Origin of the sequence: Aquamicrobium sp. LC103 (genome assembly GCF_001014615.2) — a bacterium.
In the GTDB taxonomy this organism is placed as follows: domain Bacteria; phylum Pseudomonadota; class Alphaproteobacteria; order Rhizobiales; family Rhizobiaceae; genus LBCQ02.
Window position 1 is genome coordinate 1 of sequence record NZ_LBCQ02000011.1, and the last position, 17,125, is coordinate 17,125.

Below are 17,125 nucleotides of genomic sequence, written 5' to 3' on the forward strand. Positions count from 1 at the left end.
TTGCCCTGCCCGCTCACGAGGCAGCGGCACCATGCGAGGCACGGACGAGGGGGCGTTCATCGCTGTTGCCTACCGCATCTACTCCGCCGCATGCGCGGTCTGGCCGAACCATCCGGCGAAGCTCGGCAGGCCGCGCGCATGGCCCGTATCGACCGAGACGACGGCGCTCATGCCGGTGCGCAGCAGCGGCTCGCTGGCGTCTTCCACCTTCAGGCGGACGGGGATGCGCTGCGTCACCTTCACCCAGTTGCCGGTGGCGTTCTGTGCCGGCAGCACGGAGAATTCCGCGCCGGTGCCGGCGCCGATCGCCTCCACCGTCGCCGTCAGCGGACGGCCGGGGAAGGTGTCCAGCGTCACCTCGGCCTTCTGGCCGACGCGCATGTTGGTGAGCTGCGTTTCCTTGAAGTTCGCCTCGACCCAGCTATCCCCCGTCTCGACCAGCGAGAAGAGCGGCGAGCCGGCCGCCACATATTGCCCGACCTTGAAGGAGGACGCCTGCGATATGACGCCGTCGGCCGGCGCGCGCACGGTGGTCTGCGTCAGCTCGTAGGCCGCCTTGTCGCGCGCGGCGAGCGCGGCGAGGACGGTCGGATGCCTGTCCGTCTCGATGTCCGCGTTGCCGCCCAGCGCGGCAAGCGCGCCGGTCACCGCCTCGCGGGCCGCCTGGAGCTGGTCCTGCGCCTGGTCGAGCGCGCGCTTCGCCTGGTCCAGCGACGATTTGGTGCTGACGCCCTTGCCCTGCAGGGCCCGCTGGCGGTCGAATTCCGATTGCAGATAGGCGACGTCGCCCTCGGCATTGTGCTGCTGGGCGAGCGCCTGGCTGTAGGCGGCGCGCAATTGCCCGACATTCAGCCGCGCGCCCTCGAGCGTGGCCTCGTCCTGGGCCAGCGCGATCCGGTAGGGCTCGGGATCGACCACGAACAGCACGTCGCCCGCCTTCACCTGCGCGTTGTCGCGCGCCGCCACCTGGATGACGCGCCCGGGCGTGTCCGCCGCGACGGTGACCCGTGCCTGGCGCAGGTTGGCGTTGTCGGTCTCCTGGATGCGGCCGCCCGTCACCCAGACATAGGCGCCGCCGGCGGCCAGCAGCAGCGGCACGGCAAGCATCAGCGCGTAGCGTCCGCCACGGCGCTTCCTGGCCGCCGGCTGCGCCGCCGGCAGGGCCTGGGACGGCTCGCCCTCCGATTGTTCCTCGTCGATCTTGTTCATCGCGTTCATGATACGTCTTCCTTCGCGGCAGTCTTGCAGCTCTCGCCGGCGCCCTCGCCGTCGGAGAGGTTGGAGATAAGGGTTCTGAGACCGTTGATCAGGGTCCGGCGCTCCTCGGCCGAGAGCCCCGCCAGCGCCTCGTCATAGATGTCGCTCGCCATGCCCTTCACCTCGGCGAAGGCCTCGCGGCTCTTGTCGGTGGCGAAGACCGTGCGCACGCGCCGGTCGGACGGGTCGGGACGACGCTCGATCCAGCCGCCTTCCTCCATCCGGTCGAGCAGCCGCGAAACGCTGATCGGCTCGATCTCGAGAAGGGCCGCCAGCCGCGCCTGCGCCACGCCCTCCGCCTTCACCAGCCGCACGAGCAGGCGCCATTGGGCGGCCGACAGGCCGTGGCCGCTGGCGCTCTCCTCGAAGCGTCGCCGCATCAGGCGCGCGGCGTCGTGGACGAGCAGGCCCAGCCCTTCTACGCGTTCAGTGTTCATAACGGTCACTTATTATGAGCATGCTTATAAAACAAGGACGCCGCGAATCTTTCCGGTGTCGCACCCTTGTCGCACCCCTATCGCACCCCCCTCGCACCCCGGGCGGCGGGCGATCCTTTTGCCGCCGGACGGCGCGGCGCGCGCTTGTTAACCCACCCGGCGCCTGCTAAAGGCGCGGCATGACAATGACGCCGCTGAAAAACATCCGCAACTTCTCCATCGTGGCCCATATCGACCACGGCAAGTCGACGCTCGCCGACCGGCTCATCCAGGCGACCGGCTCGCTGGAGGAGCGCGAGATGAAGGAGCAGGTGCTCGACGCCATGGACATCGAGCGCGAGCGCGGCATCACCATCAAGGCCAACACCGTCCGCCTCGAATACAGGGCGCGGGACGGCGAGGACTACGTGCTCAACCTGATCGACACGCCCGGCCACGTCGACTTCGCCTACGAAGTTTCACGCTCGCTCCGCGCCTGCGAGGGCTCGCTGCTGGTCGTCGACGCCTCGCAGGGCGTCGAGGCGCAGACACTCGCCAACGTCTACCAGGCGATCGACGCCAATCACGAGATCGTCGTCGTCCTCAACAAGATCGACCTGCCGGCCGCCGAGCCCGACCGCGTCAAGGAACAGGTCGAGGAGGTGATCGGCCTCGACGCCTCCGACGCGGTGATGATCTCGGCCAAGACCGGCATCGGCATCGGGGATGTGCTGGAGGCGATCGTCACCCGCCTGCCCGCGCCGAAGGAAGGCGACCGCTCGGCCCCGCTCAAGGCGATGCTGGTCGACAGCTGGTACGACGCCTATCTCGGCGTCATCGTGCTCGTGCGCGTCATCGACGGCGTCCTGAGGAAGGGCCAGCAGATCCGCCTGATGGGCACGGGCGCGCGCTATCCGGTCGACCGCGTCGGCGTCATCACGCCCAAGATGGTTATGGTGGACGAGCTCGGCCCCGGCGAGATCGGCTTCATCACCGCCTCGATCAAGGAGGTGGCCGACACCCGCGTCGGCGACACGATCACCGAGGAAAAGCGCCCGACGGCGGCCGCCCTGCCGGGCTTCAAGCCGGCGCAGCCGGTGGTCTTCTGCGGGCTTTTCCCCGTCGACGCCGCCGATTTCGAGGATTTGCGCGCCGCGATGGGCAAGCTGCGTCTGAACGACGCCTCGTTCTCCTTTGAAATGGAAACCTCCGCCGCGCTCGGCTTCGGCTTCCGCTGCGGCTTCCTCGGCCTCCTGCACCTCGAAATCATCCAGGAGCGGCTGGAGCGCGAGTTCGACCTCGACCTGATCGCCACCGCGCCCTCGGTCGTCTACCATCTGCACATGACCGACGGCTCCTTGATGGAGCTGCACAACCCGGCCGACATGCCCGACGTGGTGCGCATCGACCATATCGAGGAGCCGTGGATCCGCGCCACCATCATGACGCCCGACGACTATCTCGGCGCGATCCTCAAGCTCTGCCAGGAGCGGCGCGGCGTGCAGGTCGACCTCTCCTATGTCGGCAAGCGCGCCATGGCCACCTACGATCTGCCGCTCAACGAGGTCGTGTTCGACTTCTACGACCGGCTGAAGTCGATCTCCAAGGGCTACGCCTCCTTCGACTACCAGCTCAGCGACTATCGCGAGGGCGACCTCGTCAAGATGTCGATCCTGGTCAACGAGGAGCCGGTCGACGCGCTCTCCATGCTCGTCCACCGCTCGGCCGCCGAAAAGCGCGGCCGCGCCATGTGCGAGAAGCTCAAGGACCTGATCCCCAAGCACATGTTCAAGATCCCGATCCAGGCGGCGATCGGCGGCAAGGTCATCGCCCGCGAGACCATCTCGGCGCTGCGCAAGGACGTGACGGCCAAATGCTACGGCGGCGACGTCACCCGCAAGCGCAAGCTTCTGGAAAAGCAGAAGGAGGGCAAGAAGCGCATGCGCCAGTTCGGCAAGGTGGAGATCCCCCAGGCGGCGTTCATCGAGGCGCTGAAGATGAGCGACAACTGAGCCGCCGGTTCCTCCCCTGCGAAGCGGGGGAGGGGGGACCATGCGAAGCATGGTGGAGCAACTGTGTTTCTTTATGCCCTCACGGTGAGCTTGTCGAACCACGAGGGCCTTGGCACATCACTCCTCCGCCTCGCATCCTCTGGACCCAATCCGGGACAGCCAAGCCATGTCGTTTCATGATATCCCTCACCTGGCGACTTTGGGGGATGGGACTTGATCAAAGCCATCGTGCTGACGCGGCATGCGATCGTGAAGATGGAGGAGCGGAAAATACGCTTCGCCTGGGTGGAAGACGCGATCCGAAATCCTTTATGGACCGAGCCCGAGCCGCGCGACACGACGGCCGAACGCCGTTTTGCCCGTATCGGAGATCATGGCGGCCGTATGCTGCGGGTCGTCTGCGTCGAGACTGACGACACGATTCGTGTTATAACCGCAACCTTCGACCGAGGCGCGAGGAACCCGAAATGATCGATATGACTTACGATCCGGAGGCGGACGCGGCCTATGTCTATCTCGGCAAGGGGAAGGTTGCCGAGACGAAGGAAGCGGGTCCATTCATGTACGATGTGGACGACAAAGGCCGCGTCCTCGGCATCGAAATTCTCGGTGCGAGCAAGGTGCTGGCGCCCGGCGCATGGCAAAACGCGCGGCTGCCCGGCACGGTGCCTGATGCGGCGGAGTAGTTCGCTCAACACGCCCTTCGGCTTCGCGAGAGCACCTGCGGTAGCTCGGCAGGGAGGAACTCCCGCCGGCGGTGCTTATTGAGGCGCTGAAGGTGGGCTGAGCGCCGGTTCTTCTCCCTTAAAGCGGGACGACATCGCCGCTGCTGATCTCCCCCTTGAGGGGGAGATGTCCGGCAGGACAGAGGGAAGGCGCTGCTCTCCATCTCATTAGCCGGCTCATTAACCGGGCACAATTGCCCAAATTAGCCGTTTCAGCTCATATCCCCACATGAAAACCTTCACCGCATCCGACGCCAAGAACCGTTTCGGCCAGTTGATCGATATGGCTCAGGCCGAGCCCGTGCGCGTGCAGCGGCAGGGGCGTGATGTCGCCATCGTCATGTCGCCGGAGGAGTTCCGCCGCATCGCCGAGGCCGCGCGCGGTAAGGTCAATCCGGCCGTCGCCAGCCTCCACGCCAAAAGCGCCAGGCGCTGGGCCGCCGCCGTCTATCAGGCGTTGGCAAAGTAGCCCCTGTAACTATCTCCCCCCAATTTTATCCACACCCCTTCCGTCTCCCCCATAATCCCCCGCGCCGCCTTCGCCGGGGACGCGTCTCGAGACGTCGTCGCGCGGAAGGCGGCCGGCGCCTCCGTCGCGGTCTCGTGAGCCGCGGCCGGGGAGGCCGCGTCCGGAGGTTCCTCCCTGGCCACTACGGGCCGGGCGTGCTGGAGCGAGCACACAACCCGCGAAACCCTCCAAGGGGACGCGGGGCAGCGGAACGGGCGCGGACGGAAATCGCCGGGACGGGCGGCCGCGAGGTCGCGACAGAAAAGAAGACAAAGGCGATCCTGCGGCCGCCCGTCTTCCCCGAACCATCGTCACCCGGCCCGACGGGCGCGGCGGCGCCTTCGCGCGCCCATGCGCCGGGTCCAATGCATGTCGCGCAAAAGTGCGCAGCGGTTTTGCGGTAACGACATGCATCAAGCAAAGACCGCATGTCGCGCAAAAGTGCGCAGCGGTTTTGCGATAACGACATGCATCAAACAAAGACCGCATGTCGCGCAAAAGTGCGCAGCGGTTTTGCGACAACGGCATGCATCGAAACAAGGACTTAAAGCGCAGGCAGCGAATCCGAAAGATCAGAACCGGGAGCCATCCATGAAGGACGAAAAGCGCATCTATACCGAGCCGCATCCCGACGAGCCCGTCGAGCGTCTCATCATGGAGCCCGGGCCGGAGGACGAGGTCACCGACCGCTACGACCAGGTGGACACCGCCGGGTTCGCCGGCATCCCGCTCTTTCGCGTCGTCCACGCGCCTCGCCACCCCATGCAGACCGACGCGCAGGACCTCGTCTCGCGCCGCGACCTGGAGCAATATTATCTCGACCTGTCGGCGCTGCGCCATCTCGCGCACCGGGCGGCGAACGAGCTCGGCTTTCCCGCGCGCTGCGCGCGGCCGGCCTGCCGGCGGGCGCATGCCTGCGTCAGCGACCGCGACGAGAACGACTGGTCGTTTCCCGGCCCGTGGATGCCGCCATGCGCCGGAACCTATCGCCTGGTCGACCGCATTCGCGGCCACATGCGCGCGAAGGCCGGGCTGGTGAATGGCGACGGCGATGCGTGAGCGCCCGGCCTGGCCGAAACATCCCCGCCCTCGCGGCACATTGGGATTTCGCGCGGCATCGGCTAAGCCTTGGGCGTCCCGCCCAACGAGTTGCCGCCCGCATGACCGAGACCGCCCGACAAACGCCCGCCATGGCCTCAGGCCCGCTCTATCTCGGCATCGACACCGGCGGCACCTATACCGACGCGGTGCTGTGGTCGCCCGCGCCGGCGCCGGGGGGAAAGGTGGTCGCCAAGGCCAAGGCGCTAACCACCCGCCACGACCTCGCCATCGGCATCGCCGGCGCGGTCGACGCGGTGATGGTGAAGGCCGGCGTCGCGCCCGGCGCGGTCGGGCTCGTCTCCATGTCGACCACGCTCGCCACCAACGCGCTGGTCGAAGGGCAGGGCGGGCGCGTCGGGCTGGTGATGGTCGGCTTCGCCGAGGCCGATCTTGCCCGCGACGGGCTCAAGGCCGCGCTCGGCTCCGATCCGGTCGTGTTCGTGCCCGGCGGCCACGACGTCCACGGCAACGCCGCCCCGCTCGTGCTGGGCGGGCTGGAGGAGGCGCTGCCGGTGCTCGCCGCCTCCGTCTCCGCCTTCGCGGTCTGCGCCTATTTCGCGGTGCGCAATCCCGGCCACGAGATCGCGGTCGCCGATCTGCTGCGCGCCCGCGCCGGCCTTCCGGTCACCGCGAGCCACGAACTGTCGGCGAAGCTCGGCGGGCCGCGCCGGGCGCTGACGACGCTGCTCAACGCGCGGTTGGTCTCGATGATCGACCGGCTGGTGGCGGCGACCGAGGGCTTCCTCGTTGCGCGCGGCATTGCCGCGCCGCTGATGGTGGTGCGCGGCGACGGTGCGCTGGTCTCGGCCGGTTTCGCCCGCCGCCGCCCGATCGAGACGATCCTGTCCGGCCCCGCGGCAAGCCTCGTCGGCGCCCGCCACATGACCGGGCTCGACGATGCGGTCGTCTCCGACATCGGCGGCACCACCACCGACGTCGCCGTGCTCGACAAGGGCCGGCCCCGGCTCGATCCCGAGGGCGCCACCGTCGGCGGTTTCCGCACGATGGTCGAAGCGGTCGCCATGCGCACCTTCGGCCTCGGCGGCGATTCCGAGGTGGCGCTGGAGGATGGCGGCTTGAGGCCGCGCCTCGCGCTCGGGCCGCGCCGGCTGGTGCCGCTCTCGCTCGCCGCGAGCCTTCATGGCGGGGCCGTCACGGTCGAGCTCGAGCGCCAGCTCCGCGCGCCCAATCCCGGTCGCCTCGACGGCCGCTTCGCCTTTCGCACCGGCGTTCCGGAACGTCTCGCCGCCGGGCTCACGGCCGGCGAGGAAAGACTTTATGGCGAGGTTTCCGCCGCGCCGCTGCCGCTCGACCGGCTGCTCGCCTCCAACGCGCAGGCCGCGACGCTCGGCCGCCTCGTGGCGCGCGGGCTGGTGCATGTCTCGGGCTTCACGCCGTCCGACGCCGCCCACGTCCTCGGCGGGCAGGCGAACTGGGACGCCGAGGCCGCTCGCCTCGGCGCCGAGCTCTTCGCCCGGCGCCGCGATGCGCGCGGCCAGCCGGTCGCGGCCTCGGCCGAGGAGATTTCCGCCCGCGTGCTCGCGGCGCTCACCCGCCGTTCGGCCGAGGCGGTCCTGGAAACCGCCTTCGCCGAGGACGGGCTGGAAGGGGCGGAGACGGTCGCCCATGCGCTGGTGCAGCGCGCCGTCGACGGCAGGCCCGGCATCGCCCGGCTCAACGTGTCGCTCGACAGGCCGGTGATCGGGCTCGGCGCGTCGGCGCCGCTGCATTACGCGGCGCTCGGCCGGCTCGTCGGCAATCGGTGCATGGTTCCGGCCGACACCGACGTCGCCAACGCGCTCGGCGCGGTCGTCGGCCAGGTACGCGTCACGGCGGAGGCCGGCGTCAGCCAGCCCGAGGAAGGACTCTTCCGGGTCGGTTCCGACAAGGGCGTCGCCGATTTCGCGAGCGAGGAGGCGGCGCTTGCCGAGGCCGAAAGGCTGGTGCGCGAGGCGGTCGCCGTCCGGGCGGCCGAGGCCGGCGCGGATGCGGCGAGGATCGAGGTCGAGCGCGACGTGCGCGTCGCCGCCGTCGAGGGCCGGCGTACCTTCATCGAGGCGCGGCTCGTCGCCACCGCCTCCGGCCGGCCGCGCATCGCCGCCGACCCCGCCGGGCTTACCGTCGATTCGCGAAAAGCTCATTCATGAAAGGATGAATTGACCCGCAATGCTTCCCATGGTGAAAGCGATCTTTCCCGAGCTTGTTGCTCCCGTTGACCTTCGGAGGATCCGCGCATGACCAACCACGTCGAGACCCATGGCCTGAAGGTCGCCCGCGAGCTGCATGATTTCGTGGTGACGGAGGCCCTGCCGGGGACCGGCGTGGAGGCGGACGCATTCTTCCGCGAGCTTGCGGCGATCGCCCACGATCTGGCGCCGAAGAACCGCGCCCTGCTCGCCAGGCGCGACGAATTGCAGGACAAGATCGACGCGTGGCACCGCAAGAACGGCGCGCCGTCCGACCTCCGGGTCTACGAGGCCTTCCTGCGCGAGATCGGCTATCTCCTGCCCGAGGGCCCCGACTTCAAGGTGACGACCGAGAATGTCGATCCCGAGATCGCCAGGGTGGCCGGCCCGCAGCTCGTCGTGCCGGTGATGAACGCGCGCTACGCGCTCAACGCCGCCAATGCGCGCTGGGGCTCGCTCTACGACGCGCTCTACGGCACCGACGCGATCCCCGAGACCGACGGTGCCGAGAAGGGCAAGGGCTACAATCCCAAGCGCGGCGAGAAGGTGATCGCCTGGGCGCGCGACTTCCTCGACCAGGCCGTGCCGTTGAAGGACGCGAGCTGGCGCGACGCCAAGTCGTTCGCGGTGAAGGAACGGGCGCTCGCCGTCACGCTGCTCGACGGGCGCGAGACCGGATTGGCCGACCCGTCGAAGTTCGCCGGCTATCTGGAGGACGCCGCCGCGCCGGCGCAGTTCCTGCTCCGCAACAATGGCATCCATATCGAGGTGCTGATCGACGCCGCCTCGCCGATCGGCAAGGACGATCCCGCCCACATCGCCGACGTATGGCTCGAATCGGCGCTCACCACGATCCAGGACTGCGAGGATTCGGTTGCCGCCGTCGATGGCGGGGACAAGGTCGCCGTCTACCGCAACTGGCTCGGCCTGATGAAGGGCGATCTGACCGAGGAGGTGGTGAAGGGCGGCAAGACCTTCACGCGCAAGCTCAACCCCGATCTCGACTACAAGGCGCCGGACGGCTCGACCTTCGTCGCGCCCTGCCGCTCGCTGATGCTGGTGCGCAATGTCGGCCACCTGATGACCAATCCGGCGATCCTGCTTGGCGACGGCAGCGAGATCCCCGAGGGCATCATGGATGCCGCGATCACGGCGCTGATCGCGATGCACGATATCGGCCGGGGGGGCGAGACTGGCGGCCGCCGCGCCAATTCCCGCGCCGGCTCCATGTATGTCGTCAAGCCGAAGATGCACGGGCCGGAGGAGGTCGCCTTCGCCGTCGAGCTTTTCGGCCGGGTCGAGGCCGCGCTCGGCATGAAGCCCAACACGATGAAGATGGGCATCATGGACGAGGAGCGCCGCACCACGGTGAACCTCAAGGAGGCGATCCGCGCGGCCAGGGAGCGCGTTGTCTTCATCAACACCGGCTTCCTCGACCGCACCGGCGACGAGATCCACACCTCGATGGAGGCCGGCCCGATGATCCGCAAGGGCGACATGAAGCAGGCCGCCTGGATTTCCGCCTACGAGGCATGGAACGTCGACATCGGGCTCGCTTGCGGGCTTTCCGGTCACGCCCAGATCGGCAAGGGCATGTGGGCGATGCCCGACCTGATGGCGGCGATGCTGGAGCAGAAGATCGCGCATCCGAAGGCCGGCGCCAACACCGCCTGGGTGCCTTCGCCCACGGCCGCCACGCTGCACGCGACGCACTACCACAAGGTCGATGTCGCCGAGGTGCAGGCCGGCCTGAGGAACCGCGAGCGCGCCAAACTCTCCGACATACTTTCCGTGCCGGTCGCGGTCCGTCCGAACTGGAGCAGGGAGGACATCCAGCACGAGCTCGACAACAACGCGCAGGGCATCCTCGGCTACGTGGTGCGCTGGATCGACCAGGGCGTCGGCTGCTCCAAGGTGCCGGACATCAACGATGTCGGGCTGATGGAGGACCGCGCGACGCTGCGCATCTCCTCCCAGCACATCGCCAACTGGTTGCATCATGATGTGTGCGGCAAGGACCAGGTGATGGAGACGATGAAGCGCATGGCGGCGGTCGTCGACCGTCAGAACGCCGGCGACCCGCTCTACCGCCCGATGGCGCCCGATTTCGACGATTCGGTCGCCTTCCAGGCCGCCTGCGACCTTGTCTTCAAGGGTCGCGAGCAGCCCAACGGCTACACCGAGCCGGTGCTCCATGCCCGCCGCCTGGAGCTGAAGGCGAAGGATCGCCATGGTGCTGGAGCTTAGGGCGCCGCGAGAAGACGAGGCGGAGCTTCTGACCGGGCTCTGCCTGCGTTCGAAAGCCGTGCATGGCTATGACGCGGCCTTCATGGAGGCCTGTCGCGCCGAGCTGACGGTGAAGCCGTCGGCGGGCGGGCGCATCATGGTCGCGGCGGACGGCGGGACGCCCGTCGGCTTCGCCGAACTTTCCGTTTCCGGCGACGCATGCGAGCTCGACAAATTGTTCGTCGAGCCGGCCTGTCTCGGCAAGGGCGTCGGGCGGGCGCTGCTCGACTGGGCCAAGGAGGAAGCTTCCGCCGCCGGGGCGCGCGCCATGTTCATCGATTCCGATCCCGGCGCGCGCGACTTCTACCTGCGCATGGGCGCGGTGGAGATCGGGCAGGTTCCGTCGGGCTCCATCGCCGGCCGCTTCCTCCCGCGGCTCAGGATCGATATTCACCGGCCCGCGCGGTTCGTCCGGCGGTGAACTCATGAAGATACTTGCGATCGATACCGCGGCGAAACTCTGCGCGGCCTGCGTGCTCGACACCGAGGCCGGCGAGCTCGGCCGCGAGGTTCTCGACCTCGGCAAGGGGCATGCCGAGCGCTTGATGGGCGTGATAGGCAGCGCGCTCGATGCCGCGAGGATTGCCTATGGGGGCCTTGACGCCATCGCCGTATCGGTCGGGCCGGGCTCGTTCACCGGGGTGCGCGTCGGCGTCGCGACCGCACGCGGTCTCGCGCTCGCGCTGAACATACCGGCGGTCGGCGTCACCACGCTGGAAGCGCTGGCGCTGGAGGCGCGGCGGGCGACGCCCGGAAAGCCGGTGCTGGCGGCGATCGATGCCGGACGCGGACAGGCCTATGTCGCGCTCTTCGCCGCCGACGGCTCGCCCGAGCGCGGGGCGCAGGTGCTGTCGGTCTCGGATGCGGAGGATCTGGTTCGGCGTGACGGGCTGGTGCTCGTCGGTTCGGCCGCCGCGCTTCTTGCCGGGCGGGCCGGTGTCGAGGCTGAAATAGCGGGGCTCGATCCGACGGCGGATATCGGGTCCTACGCGCGCATCGCGGCGGCAAGGCTGGCGGACGGCGCCGGCAAGGATCTGCCCAAACCCCGGCCGCTCTATCTGCGCGAGGCGGACGCCAAGCCGCAGTCGGATTTCGCCCTGTCGCGGAGGGATGGCAAATGAAGCTGCCGTTTTTCTCGGGCGCGCGCGAATTCATCATCGAGATGCTCGAAGAGGCCGACGCGCCGGACCTCGCGAGAATCCACAAGGAGGATTTCCTGCGGCCGTGGACGCGCGGCGAGTTCGAGACGCTGATCGGCCAGGACCCGGTCTTCGGTTTCGTCGCGCGCGAGGTGGGAAGGCCGGAAGCGGGCGCTGCCGGTTTCGTGCTGGCGCGGCTCGCGGCCGGCGAAGCCGAAATCCTGACCATCGCGGTCTTGCGCTCGCATCGCCGGCTCGGCCTCGGCCGCGACCTGATGGAGGCGGTGCTGCGCGAATTGCACGCCCAGCGGGCCGAAGCGCTTTTCCTCGAGGTCGACGAGACCAACGCGCCGGCGATCGCGCTCTACCGCAGGCTCGGCTTTCGCGAGGTCGGCAAGCGTCCGGCCTATTACGAGGCTGAGGGCGCCGGCAAGTCGACGGCCCTCGTCATGCGCCGCGACCTGCGCTGACCGGCCGCGATGATCGGCACGCTCCGGCTTTCCGCTGCCGTCCTCGTCGCCGCGCTGGCGACGCCGCCGCTCATGCTCTGGCAGTTTTTCGCGGTCAGGACCGGACTTGTCGACGAGCATGCCGTACCGAGGCTCTGGCATGGGCTCGTGCTTCGCCTGCTGGGTCTTCGAGTGCAGGTCTTCGGCACGCTCGCGCCGGACCGGCCCCTGATGCTCGCCAGCAACCATGTTTCCTGGACCGACATCATGGTTCTCAGCTCGCTGGCCGACGTCCATTTCATCGCCAAGTCGGAAGTGGCCGGCTGGCCGGTGATCGGCACCCTGTCGCGGCTGCAGCGGACCGTCTTCGTCGAGCGCCAGGCGCGCGGCAAGTCCGGCGAGCAGGTCGGCGAGATCGCCGAGCGCATGACGAGCGGCGATCCGATGGTCCTTTTCGCGGAAGGCACGACGTCGGACGGAAACACCATACTGCCGTTCAAGTCGACGCTCTTCGCCGCCGCGGTGAGGGCGATGGAAACGGCCGATGCCGCCGATATCGCGGTTCAGCCCGTCGCGATCGCCTATACACGCCTGCACGGCATGCCGATGGGCCGCAGGCATCGCAGGCATCTTTCCTGGATCGGCGACCAGGAACTCCTGCCGCATCTCACATGGCTGCTGCGCGAGGGCGCGGTCGACGTCGAGGTGCATTTCGGTGAGCCGCTCCGTTTCGGCGACGGCGCGAGCCGCAAGGAGATCGCGCGCGGGGCGGAAGAGCGCGTGCGCGAGATGATGGCGGCCGCCCTTCACGATCCGAAGCGCTCAAAGTGATCGCGGAGGATCGATGCGGGTCTGTTTTTTGACGTGAAAAGCGGCTAGAGACGCAACCTATGGAACTGAACGATACGCTCGAACATCAGCCGCAGGCTTCAGGCGCGACGAAGAAGGTCTTCGTGAAGACCTATGGCTGCCAGATGAACGTCTACGATTCCCAGCGCATGTCCGACGCGCTGGCCGCCGAAGGCTACCTGCCGACCGAGGCGATCGAGGACGCGGATCTGGTTCTGCTCAACACCTGCCATATCCGCGAGAAGGCGGCGGAGAAGGTTTATTCGGAGCTCGGCCGCATCCGCAAGCTCAAGGCCGAGCGCGCCAGGGACGGCCGCGAGACGGTCATCGGGGTCGCCGGCTGCGTCGCGCAGGCGGAGGGCGACGAGATCATCCGCCGCGCGCCGGTGGTCGATCTGGTGATCGGCCCGCAGACCTATCATCGCCTGCCCGAAGTGGTGCGCAAGGCGCGCACGGGCGAGAAGGTGGTCGAGACCGAATACGCGATCGAGGACAAGTTCGAGCATCTGCCGGCGCCCGCGCGCAAGGTGGTGAGGAGCCGGGGAGTGACCGCCTTCCTGACCGTTCAGGAAGGCTGCGACAAGTTCTGCACCTTCTGCGTGGTGCCCTACACGCGCGGATCGGAAGTCTCCCGGCCGGTGTCGCAGATCGTCGCCGAGGCCGAACGGCTCGCCGAGGCCGGCGTGCGCGAGGTGACCCTGCTCGGCCAGAACGTCAATGCCTGGCACGGCGAGGGACCGGACGGCGGGGAATGGGGCCTCGGCAGGCTGCTTTTCCGGCTGGCGGAGATTCCCGGCCTCGCGCGGCTGCGCTACACCACCAGCCATCCCCGCGACATGGACGACGCCCTGATCGAGGCGCATCGCGATCTGCCGGCGCTGATGCCCTATCTGCACCTGCCGGTGCAGTCCGGCTCGGACCGCATCCTGAAGGCGATGAACCGCAAGCACACGGCGGTCGACTATCTGAAACTGATCGAGCGCATCCGCGACGCGCGGCCCGACATCGCCATGTCTGGCGACTTCATCGTCGGCTTCCCCGGCGAGAGTGACGAGGATTTCGAGGCGACGCTGCGGCTCGTGCGCGAGGTCACCTATGCGCAGGCCTTCTCGTTCAAATATTCGCCGCGCCCCGGAACGCCCGGCGCCGAACTCGCGTTGCAGGTCGAGGAAAATGTCAAGGACGAGCGGCTGCAGCGGCTGCAGGCCTTGCTCAACGAGCAGCAGAAGGCATTCGCCGAAAGCCTGGCCGGCCGTGAAATAGACGTGCTTTTGGAAAAGCCGGGCCGCGAGGCTCATCAGAAAGTAGGACGGTCGCCCTGGCTGCAGCCGGTAATTGTTGATGAAAAGGCTGGTGAAATCGGTGACATTGTGAAGGTGCGAATCACGAAAGCCGGATCCCACAGCCTGTTCTCCGAGCCGGTCTGACCGGAAGGGAACGTTTTTCAGGAGAGACGTTTGAGCGCCGCGACAGAACTGAAAGCTCAGCCCTCGGGGGCATCGGACATGGCGCATATCGTTCTGACCTTCGACAACAACAAACTCGCCAGCGCGCTTTACGGTCAGTTCGACGAGAATCTCGCAAGGATCGAGCAGAAGCTCGGCGTCGACATACGCTCGAAAGGCAACCAGCTGTCGATCAAGGGCGACGCCACGACGGCCGAGCAGGCGCGCCGCGCGCTCGACTACCTCTACGACCTTCTCCAGAAGGGCCACGAGGTCTCGCCCTCGGAAGTCGACGGCGCGCTGCGCATGGCGGTGGCGGCGGACGACCAGCTCACCCTGCCGACCATGGAGCGCAAGGGCAAGATGGCAGCCGCGCAGATTTCGACCCGCAAGCGCACGATCTATGCCCGCTCGCTGAACCAGGACGCCTATATGCGCGCGCTGGACAGGTCCGAGCTGGTCTTTGGCATCGGGCCGGCGGGCACCGGCAAGACCTATCTGGCCGTCGCGCATGCCGCGATGCTGCTGGAGCGCGGCATGGTGGAGCGCATCGTGCTCTCCCGCCCCGCCGTGGAGGCAGGCGAGCGGCTGGGCTTCCTGCCCGGTGACATGAAGGAGAAGGTCGACCCCTATCTGCGTCCGCTCTACGACGCGCTCTACGACATGATCCCCGCCGACAAGGTCGAACGCGCGATCGCCGCCGAGGTGATCGAGATCGCGCCGCTCGCCTTCATGCGCGGCCGCACGCTGCGCAACGCGGCGATCATCCTCGACGAGGCTCAGAACACCACGCCGATGCAGATGAAGATGTTCCTGACCCGACTGGGTGAGGGCGGGCGCATGATCGTCACCGGCGATCCGAGCCAGATCGACCTGCCGCCCAACACGAAATCGGGGCTGGTCGAGGCATTGCGCGTGCTCGACGGGGTGCCGGGCATCGTGACCGTGCGCTTCAACGATGTCGACGTCGTGCGCCATCCGCTGGTGGCCGAGATCGTCAAGGCCTATGACCGTGACGGCGCCGGCATCCGCACGCAGCCGGGCCAGCCGGACGTTTGAGCCAGGTGAGCCTGCCGGTGGAGATCGACATTGCCGTGGAAGCCGGCGGCTGGCCTGACGAGGCGACGCTGTCGGCGCTCGCCTCGCAGGCGGTTGCGGGCGCCTGCGCGCATCTCGGGCTTGGCGCGGGAACGCCCACCGAACTGAGCCTGCTCTTTACCGACGACACGCATATCAAGGTGCTCAACCGCGACTGGCGCGGCAAGGACAAGCCGACCAACGTCCTTTCCTTCCCGGCCTTCGACGTTGCGCCGGGAGACGCCCTGCCGCCGATGCTGGGCGACATCGTGCTCGCCTTCGAAACGATTTCCGCCGAGGCGGCACTGGAAGAAAAACCCTTCAATCACCATTTGACGCATCTTGTGGTCCATGGTTTCCTGCACTTGCTGGGATACGATCACGAAACCTCGGAGGATGCCGAGGAAATGGAGGCGCTGGAACGGCAGGTGCTCGCAAGGCTTGCCATTCCCGATCCTTATGGGTAACTGGAAAGGTCAACAGACCGAAAGACGATGAACGAACAAACACAGACGGCCGTGATTGCAGAACCGGCCGGCGATGCGGGCTCCGAGCAATCAGGAGAGCCCCAGAGTACGCCCGCCGGGCGATCCGGCGCCAAACCCTCAATATTGACCAGGCTGGCCTCGCTGTTCAGGCACCGTAACGGCACGACGATCCGCGAGGATCTCGCCGATGCGCTGTCGGAGCATGCCGAAGACGCGGAAGCGTTCTCGCCGGGCGAGCGCGCCATGCTGAACAACATCCTGCGCATGCGCGAATTGCGCGTGGAGGACGTGATGGTGCCGCGCGCCGACATCGAGGGCGTGGAAATCTCCACCAGGCTCGGCGACCTTCTGGAGCTGTTCGAGGCTTCCGGCCGCTCGCGCATGCCGGTTTACGCCGAGACGATGGACGATCCGCGCGGCATGGTCCACATCCGCGACGTCGTCGCTCACATCACCCGCACGGCGAAGCAGAAGCGTGGCCGGCGCATCAAGAAGCCCGCCGGCGCTTCGGCTGCGCTCGACCTCACCAATGTCGAGCTCGACAAGACGATCGGCGAGCTCGGCCTGGTGCGGCCGTTGTTGTTCGTCCCGCCTTCCATGCTCGCCTCCGACCTGATGGCGCGCATGCAGGCGGCGCGCATCCAGATGGCGCTGGTCATCGACGAATATGGCGGCACCGACGGGCTGGTCTCGCTCGAGGACATCGTCGAAATGGTCGTCGGCGACATCGAGGACGAGCACGACGACGACGAGCCGATGATCACCAAGACCAGCGACGGCGTCTTCGTGGTCGACGCCAAGGCGGAGATCGAGGAAGTGGCCGAGATGATCGGCGACAGCTTCAAGCCCGGGGAGCACGCCGAGGATGTCGACACGATCGGCGGCATGATCTTCAACACGCTCGGCCGCGTGCCGGCGCGGGGCGAGGTGGTGCAGGCCATTCCGGGCTTCGAATTCCACGTCCTCGACGCCGATCCGCGCCGCGTCAAGCGCGTGCGCATCGTGCAGGGCCGCAGCGCCGAGCGCCGCCGCCGGCCCGTGCGGATGCCCGAGGAGGCGATGGAGCAGCCGGCGGCGCCCGAGGCGTGAGGCCCGGCAGCTGGCCGGCGAGGTTTGTTTGGACCTCCCGACCGGCACCTCGCCCGACGGCTTCGCGGCCGCCCTCTCCCCCGCTGGGGAGAGGGGAT

The 17,125-nt window shown here is 67.8% G+C and carries 17 protein-coding genes; 15 read left to right on the top strand and 2 right to left on the bottom strand.

From position 1 onward, the window contains the following. Positions 1–78: 78 nt before the first annotated feature. Complete coding sequence (locus XW59_RS20460; protein ID WP_047147766.1) at positions 79–1,218, bottom strand: HlyD family secretion protein; 1,140 nt, start codon at positions 1,216–1,218, stop codon at positions 79–81. Then, positions 1,215–1,694: a MarR family transcriptional regulator gene (locus XW59_RS20465; protein ID WP_047147765.1), complete on the bottom strand. Its 480-nt coding sequence runs from the start codon at positions 1,692–1,694 to the stop codon at positions 1,215–1,217. The genes XW59_RS20460 and XW59_RS20465 overlap by 4 nt, the downstream gene beginning before the upstream one ends. 179 nt (positions 1,695–1,873) lie before the next feature. Between XW59_RS20465 and lepA the strand changes: the two genes are divergently transcribed. The 15 genes from lepA (at position 1,874) to XW59_RS20540 (ending at position 17,027) form a co-directional block, all read left to right on the top strand. Continuing rightward, positions 1,874–3,685: a translation elongation factor 4 gene (lepA, locus tag XW59_RS20470; RefSeq protein ID WP_047147764.1), complete on the top strand. Its 1,812-nt coding sequence runs from the start codon at positions 1,874–1,876 to the stop codon at positions 3,683–3,685. Between the two features lie 213 nt (positions 3,686–3,898). Continuing rightward, positions 3,899–4,156, top strand: a complete 258-nt coding sequence (locus XW59_RS20475) for a DUF4258 domain-containing protein (RefSeq protein WP_052958362.1) — start codon at positions 3,899–3,901, stop codon at positions 4,154–4,156. Further along, complete coding sequence (locus XW59_RS20480) at positions 4,153–4,371, top strand: DUF2283 domain-containing protein (protein ID WP_047147763.1); 219 nt, start codon at positions 4,153–4,155, stop codon at positions 4,369–4,371. Before XW59_RS20475 ends, XW59_RS20480 begins: the two co-directional genes overlap by 4 nt. 268 nt (positions 4,372–4,639) lie before the next feature. Continuing rightward, the gene (locus XW59_RS20485) at positions 4,640–4,879 is read left to right on the top strand and encodes a type II toxin-antitoxin system Phd/YefM family antitoxin (protein WP_047147762.1); all 240 of its coding nucleotides are present in this window, start codon (positions 4,640–4,642) and stop codon (positions 4,877–4,879) included. A gap of 630 nt (positions 4,880–5,509) precedes the next feature. Then, positions 5,510–5,977 carry a hypothetical protein gene (locus XW59_RS20490; RefSeq protein WP_047147760.1) on the top strand — a complete coding sequence of 156 codons (468 nt, stop codon included), beginning with the start codon at positions 5,510–5,512 and terminating at the stop codon, positions 5,975–5,977. Between the two features lie 101 nt (positions 5,978–6,078). Beyond that, positions 6,079–8,166 carry a hydantoinase/oxoprolinase family protein gene (locus tag XW59_RS20495; protein WP_082137739.1) on the top strand — a complete coding sequence of 696 codons (2,088 nt, stop codon included), beginning with the start codon at positions 6,079–6,081 and terminating at the stop codon, positions 8,164–8,166. A gap of 87 nt (positions 8,167–8,253) precedes the next feature. Beyond that, entirely contained in the window at positions 8,254–10,452 is a 2,199-nt protein-coding gene (locus tag XW59_RS20500; protein WP_047147759.1) for a malate synthase G, read from the top strand. Continuing rightward, a complete protein-coding gene (locus XW59_RS20505) occupies positions 10,436–10,912 on the top strand; it encodes a GNAT family N-acetyltransferase (protein ID WP_047147758.1) in 477 nt (158 codons plus the stop codon). Before XW59_RS20500 ends, XW59_RS20505 begins: the two co-directional genes overlap by 17 nt. 4 nt (positions 10,913–10,916) lie before the next feature. Next, positions 10,917–11,612 (top strand): tRNA (adenosine(37)-N6)-threonylcarbamoyltransferase complex dimerization subunit type 1 TsaB, encoded by a 696-nt coding sequence (gene tsaB, locus XW59_RS20510; protein ID WP_047147757.1) that lies wholly within the window; start codon positions 10,917–10,919, stop codon positions 11,610–11,612. Continuing rightward, positions 11,609–12,100 (top strand): GNAT family N-acetyltransferase, encoded by a 492-nt coding sequence (locus XW59_RS20515; RefSeq protein WP_047147756.1) that lies wholly within the window; start codon positions 11,609–11,611, stop codon positions 12,098–12,100. Before tsaB ends, XW59_RS20515 begins: the two co-directional genes overlap by 4 nt. Positions 12,101–12,109: 9 nt before the next feature. Next, positions 12,110–12,910, top strand: coding sequence for a lysophospholipid acyltransferase family protein (locus tag XW59_RS20520; RefSeq protein WP_047147755.1), 801 nt, complete (start codon positions 12,110–12,112; stop codon positions 12,908–12,910). Between the two features lie 59 nt (positions 12,911–12,969). Further along, the gene (gene miaB, locus XW59_RS20525) at positions 12,970–14,355 is read left to right on the top strand and encodes a tRNA (N6-isopentenyl adenosine(37)-C2)-methylthiotransferase MiaB (RefSeq protein ID WP_047147754.1); all 1,386 of its coding nucleotides are present in this window, start codon (positions 12,970–12,972) and stop codon (positions 14,353–14,355) included. A 78-nt stretch (positions 14,356–14,433) separates the two neighbouring features. Next, entirely contained in the window at positions 14,434–15,432 is a 999-nt protein-coding gene (locus XW59_RS20530) for a PhoH family protein (protein WP_047147753.1), read from the top strand. Positions 15,433–15,437: 5 nt separating this feature from the next. Beyond that, positions 15,438–15,917, top strand: coding sequence for an rRNA maturation RNase YbeY (gene ybeY / locus XW59_RS20535; RefSeq protein ID WP_246666157.1), 480 nt, complete (start codon positions 15,438–15,440; stop codon positions 15,915–15,917). Between the two features lie 27 nt (positions 15,918–15,944). Next, a complete protein-coding gene (locus XW59_RS20540; RefSeq protein ID WP_047147751.1) occupies positions 15,945–17,027 on the top strand; it encodes a hemolysin family protein in 1,083 nt (360 codons plus the stop codon). Positions 17,028–17,125 lie beyond the last annotated feature (98 nt).

Bases quoted from the DNA above. Each gene is read 5' to 3' on its own strand.
- XW59_RS20460 (WP_047147766.1), bottom strand. From the start codon at position 1,218: ATGAACGCGATGAACAAGATCGACGAGGAACAATCGGAGGGCGAGCCG.
- XW59_RS20465 (WP_047147765.1), bottom strand. From the start codon at position 1,694: ATGAACACTGAACGCGTAGAAGGGCTGGGCCTGCTCGTCCACGACGCC.
- lepA (WP_047147764.1), top strand. From the start codon at position 1,874: ATGACAATGACGCCGCTGAAAAACATCCGCAACTTCTCCATCGTGGCC.
- XW59_RS20480 (WP_047147763.1), top strand. From the start codon at position 4,153: ATGATCGATATGACTTACGATCCGGAGGCGGACGCGGCCTATGTCTAT.
- XW59_RS20485 (WP_047147762.1), top strand. From the start codon at position 4,640: ATGAAAACCTTCACCGCATCCGACGCCAAGAACCGTTTCGGCCAGTTG.
- XW59_RS20490 (WP_047147760.1), top strand. From the start codon at position 5,510: ATGAAGGACGAAAAGCGCATCTATACCGAGCCGCATCCCGACGAGCCC.
- XW59_RS20495 (WP_082137739.1), top strand. From the start codon at position 6,079: ATGACCGAGACCGCCCGACAAACGCCCGCCATGGCCTCAGGCCCGCTC.
- XW59_RS20500 (WP_047147759.1), top strand. From the start codon at position 8,254: ATGACCAACCACGTCGAGACCCATGGCCTGAAGGTCGCCCGCGAGCTG.
- XW59_RS20505 (WP_047147758.1), top strand. From the start codon at position 10,436: ATGGTGCTGGAGCTTAGGGCGCCGCGAGAAGACGAGGCGGAGCTTCTG.
- tsaB (WP_047147757.1), top strand. From the start codon at position 10,917: ATGAAGATACTTGCGATCGATACCGCGGCGAAACTCTGCGCGGCCTGC.
- XW59_RS20515 (WP_047147756.1), top strand. From the start codon at position 11,609: ATGAAGCTGCCGTTTTTCTCGGGCGCGCGCGAATTCATCATCGAGATG.
- XW59_RS20520 (WP_047147755.1), top strand. From the start codon at position 12,110: ATGATCGGCACGCTCCGGCTTTCCGCTGCCGTCCTCGTCGCCGCGCTG.
- miaB (WP_047147754.1), top strand. From the start codon at position 12,970: ATGGAACTGAACGATACGCTCGAACATCAGCCGCAGGCTTCAGGCGCG.
- XW59_RS20530 (WP_047147753.1), top strand. From the start codon at position 14,434: ATGGCGCATATCGTTCTGACCTTCGACAACAACAAACTCGCCAGCGCG.
- XW59_RS20540 (WP_047147751.1), top strand. From the start codon at position 15,945: ATGAACGAACAAACACAGACGGCCGTGATTGCAGAACCGGCCGGCGAT.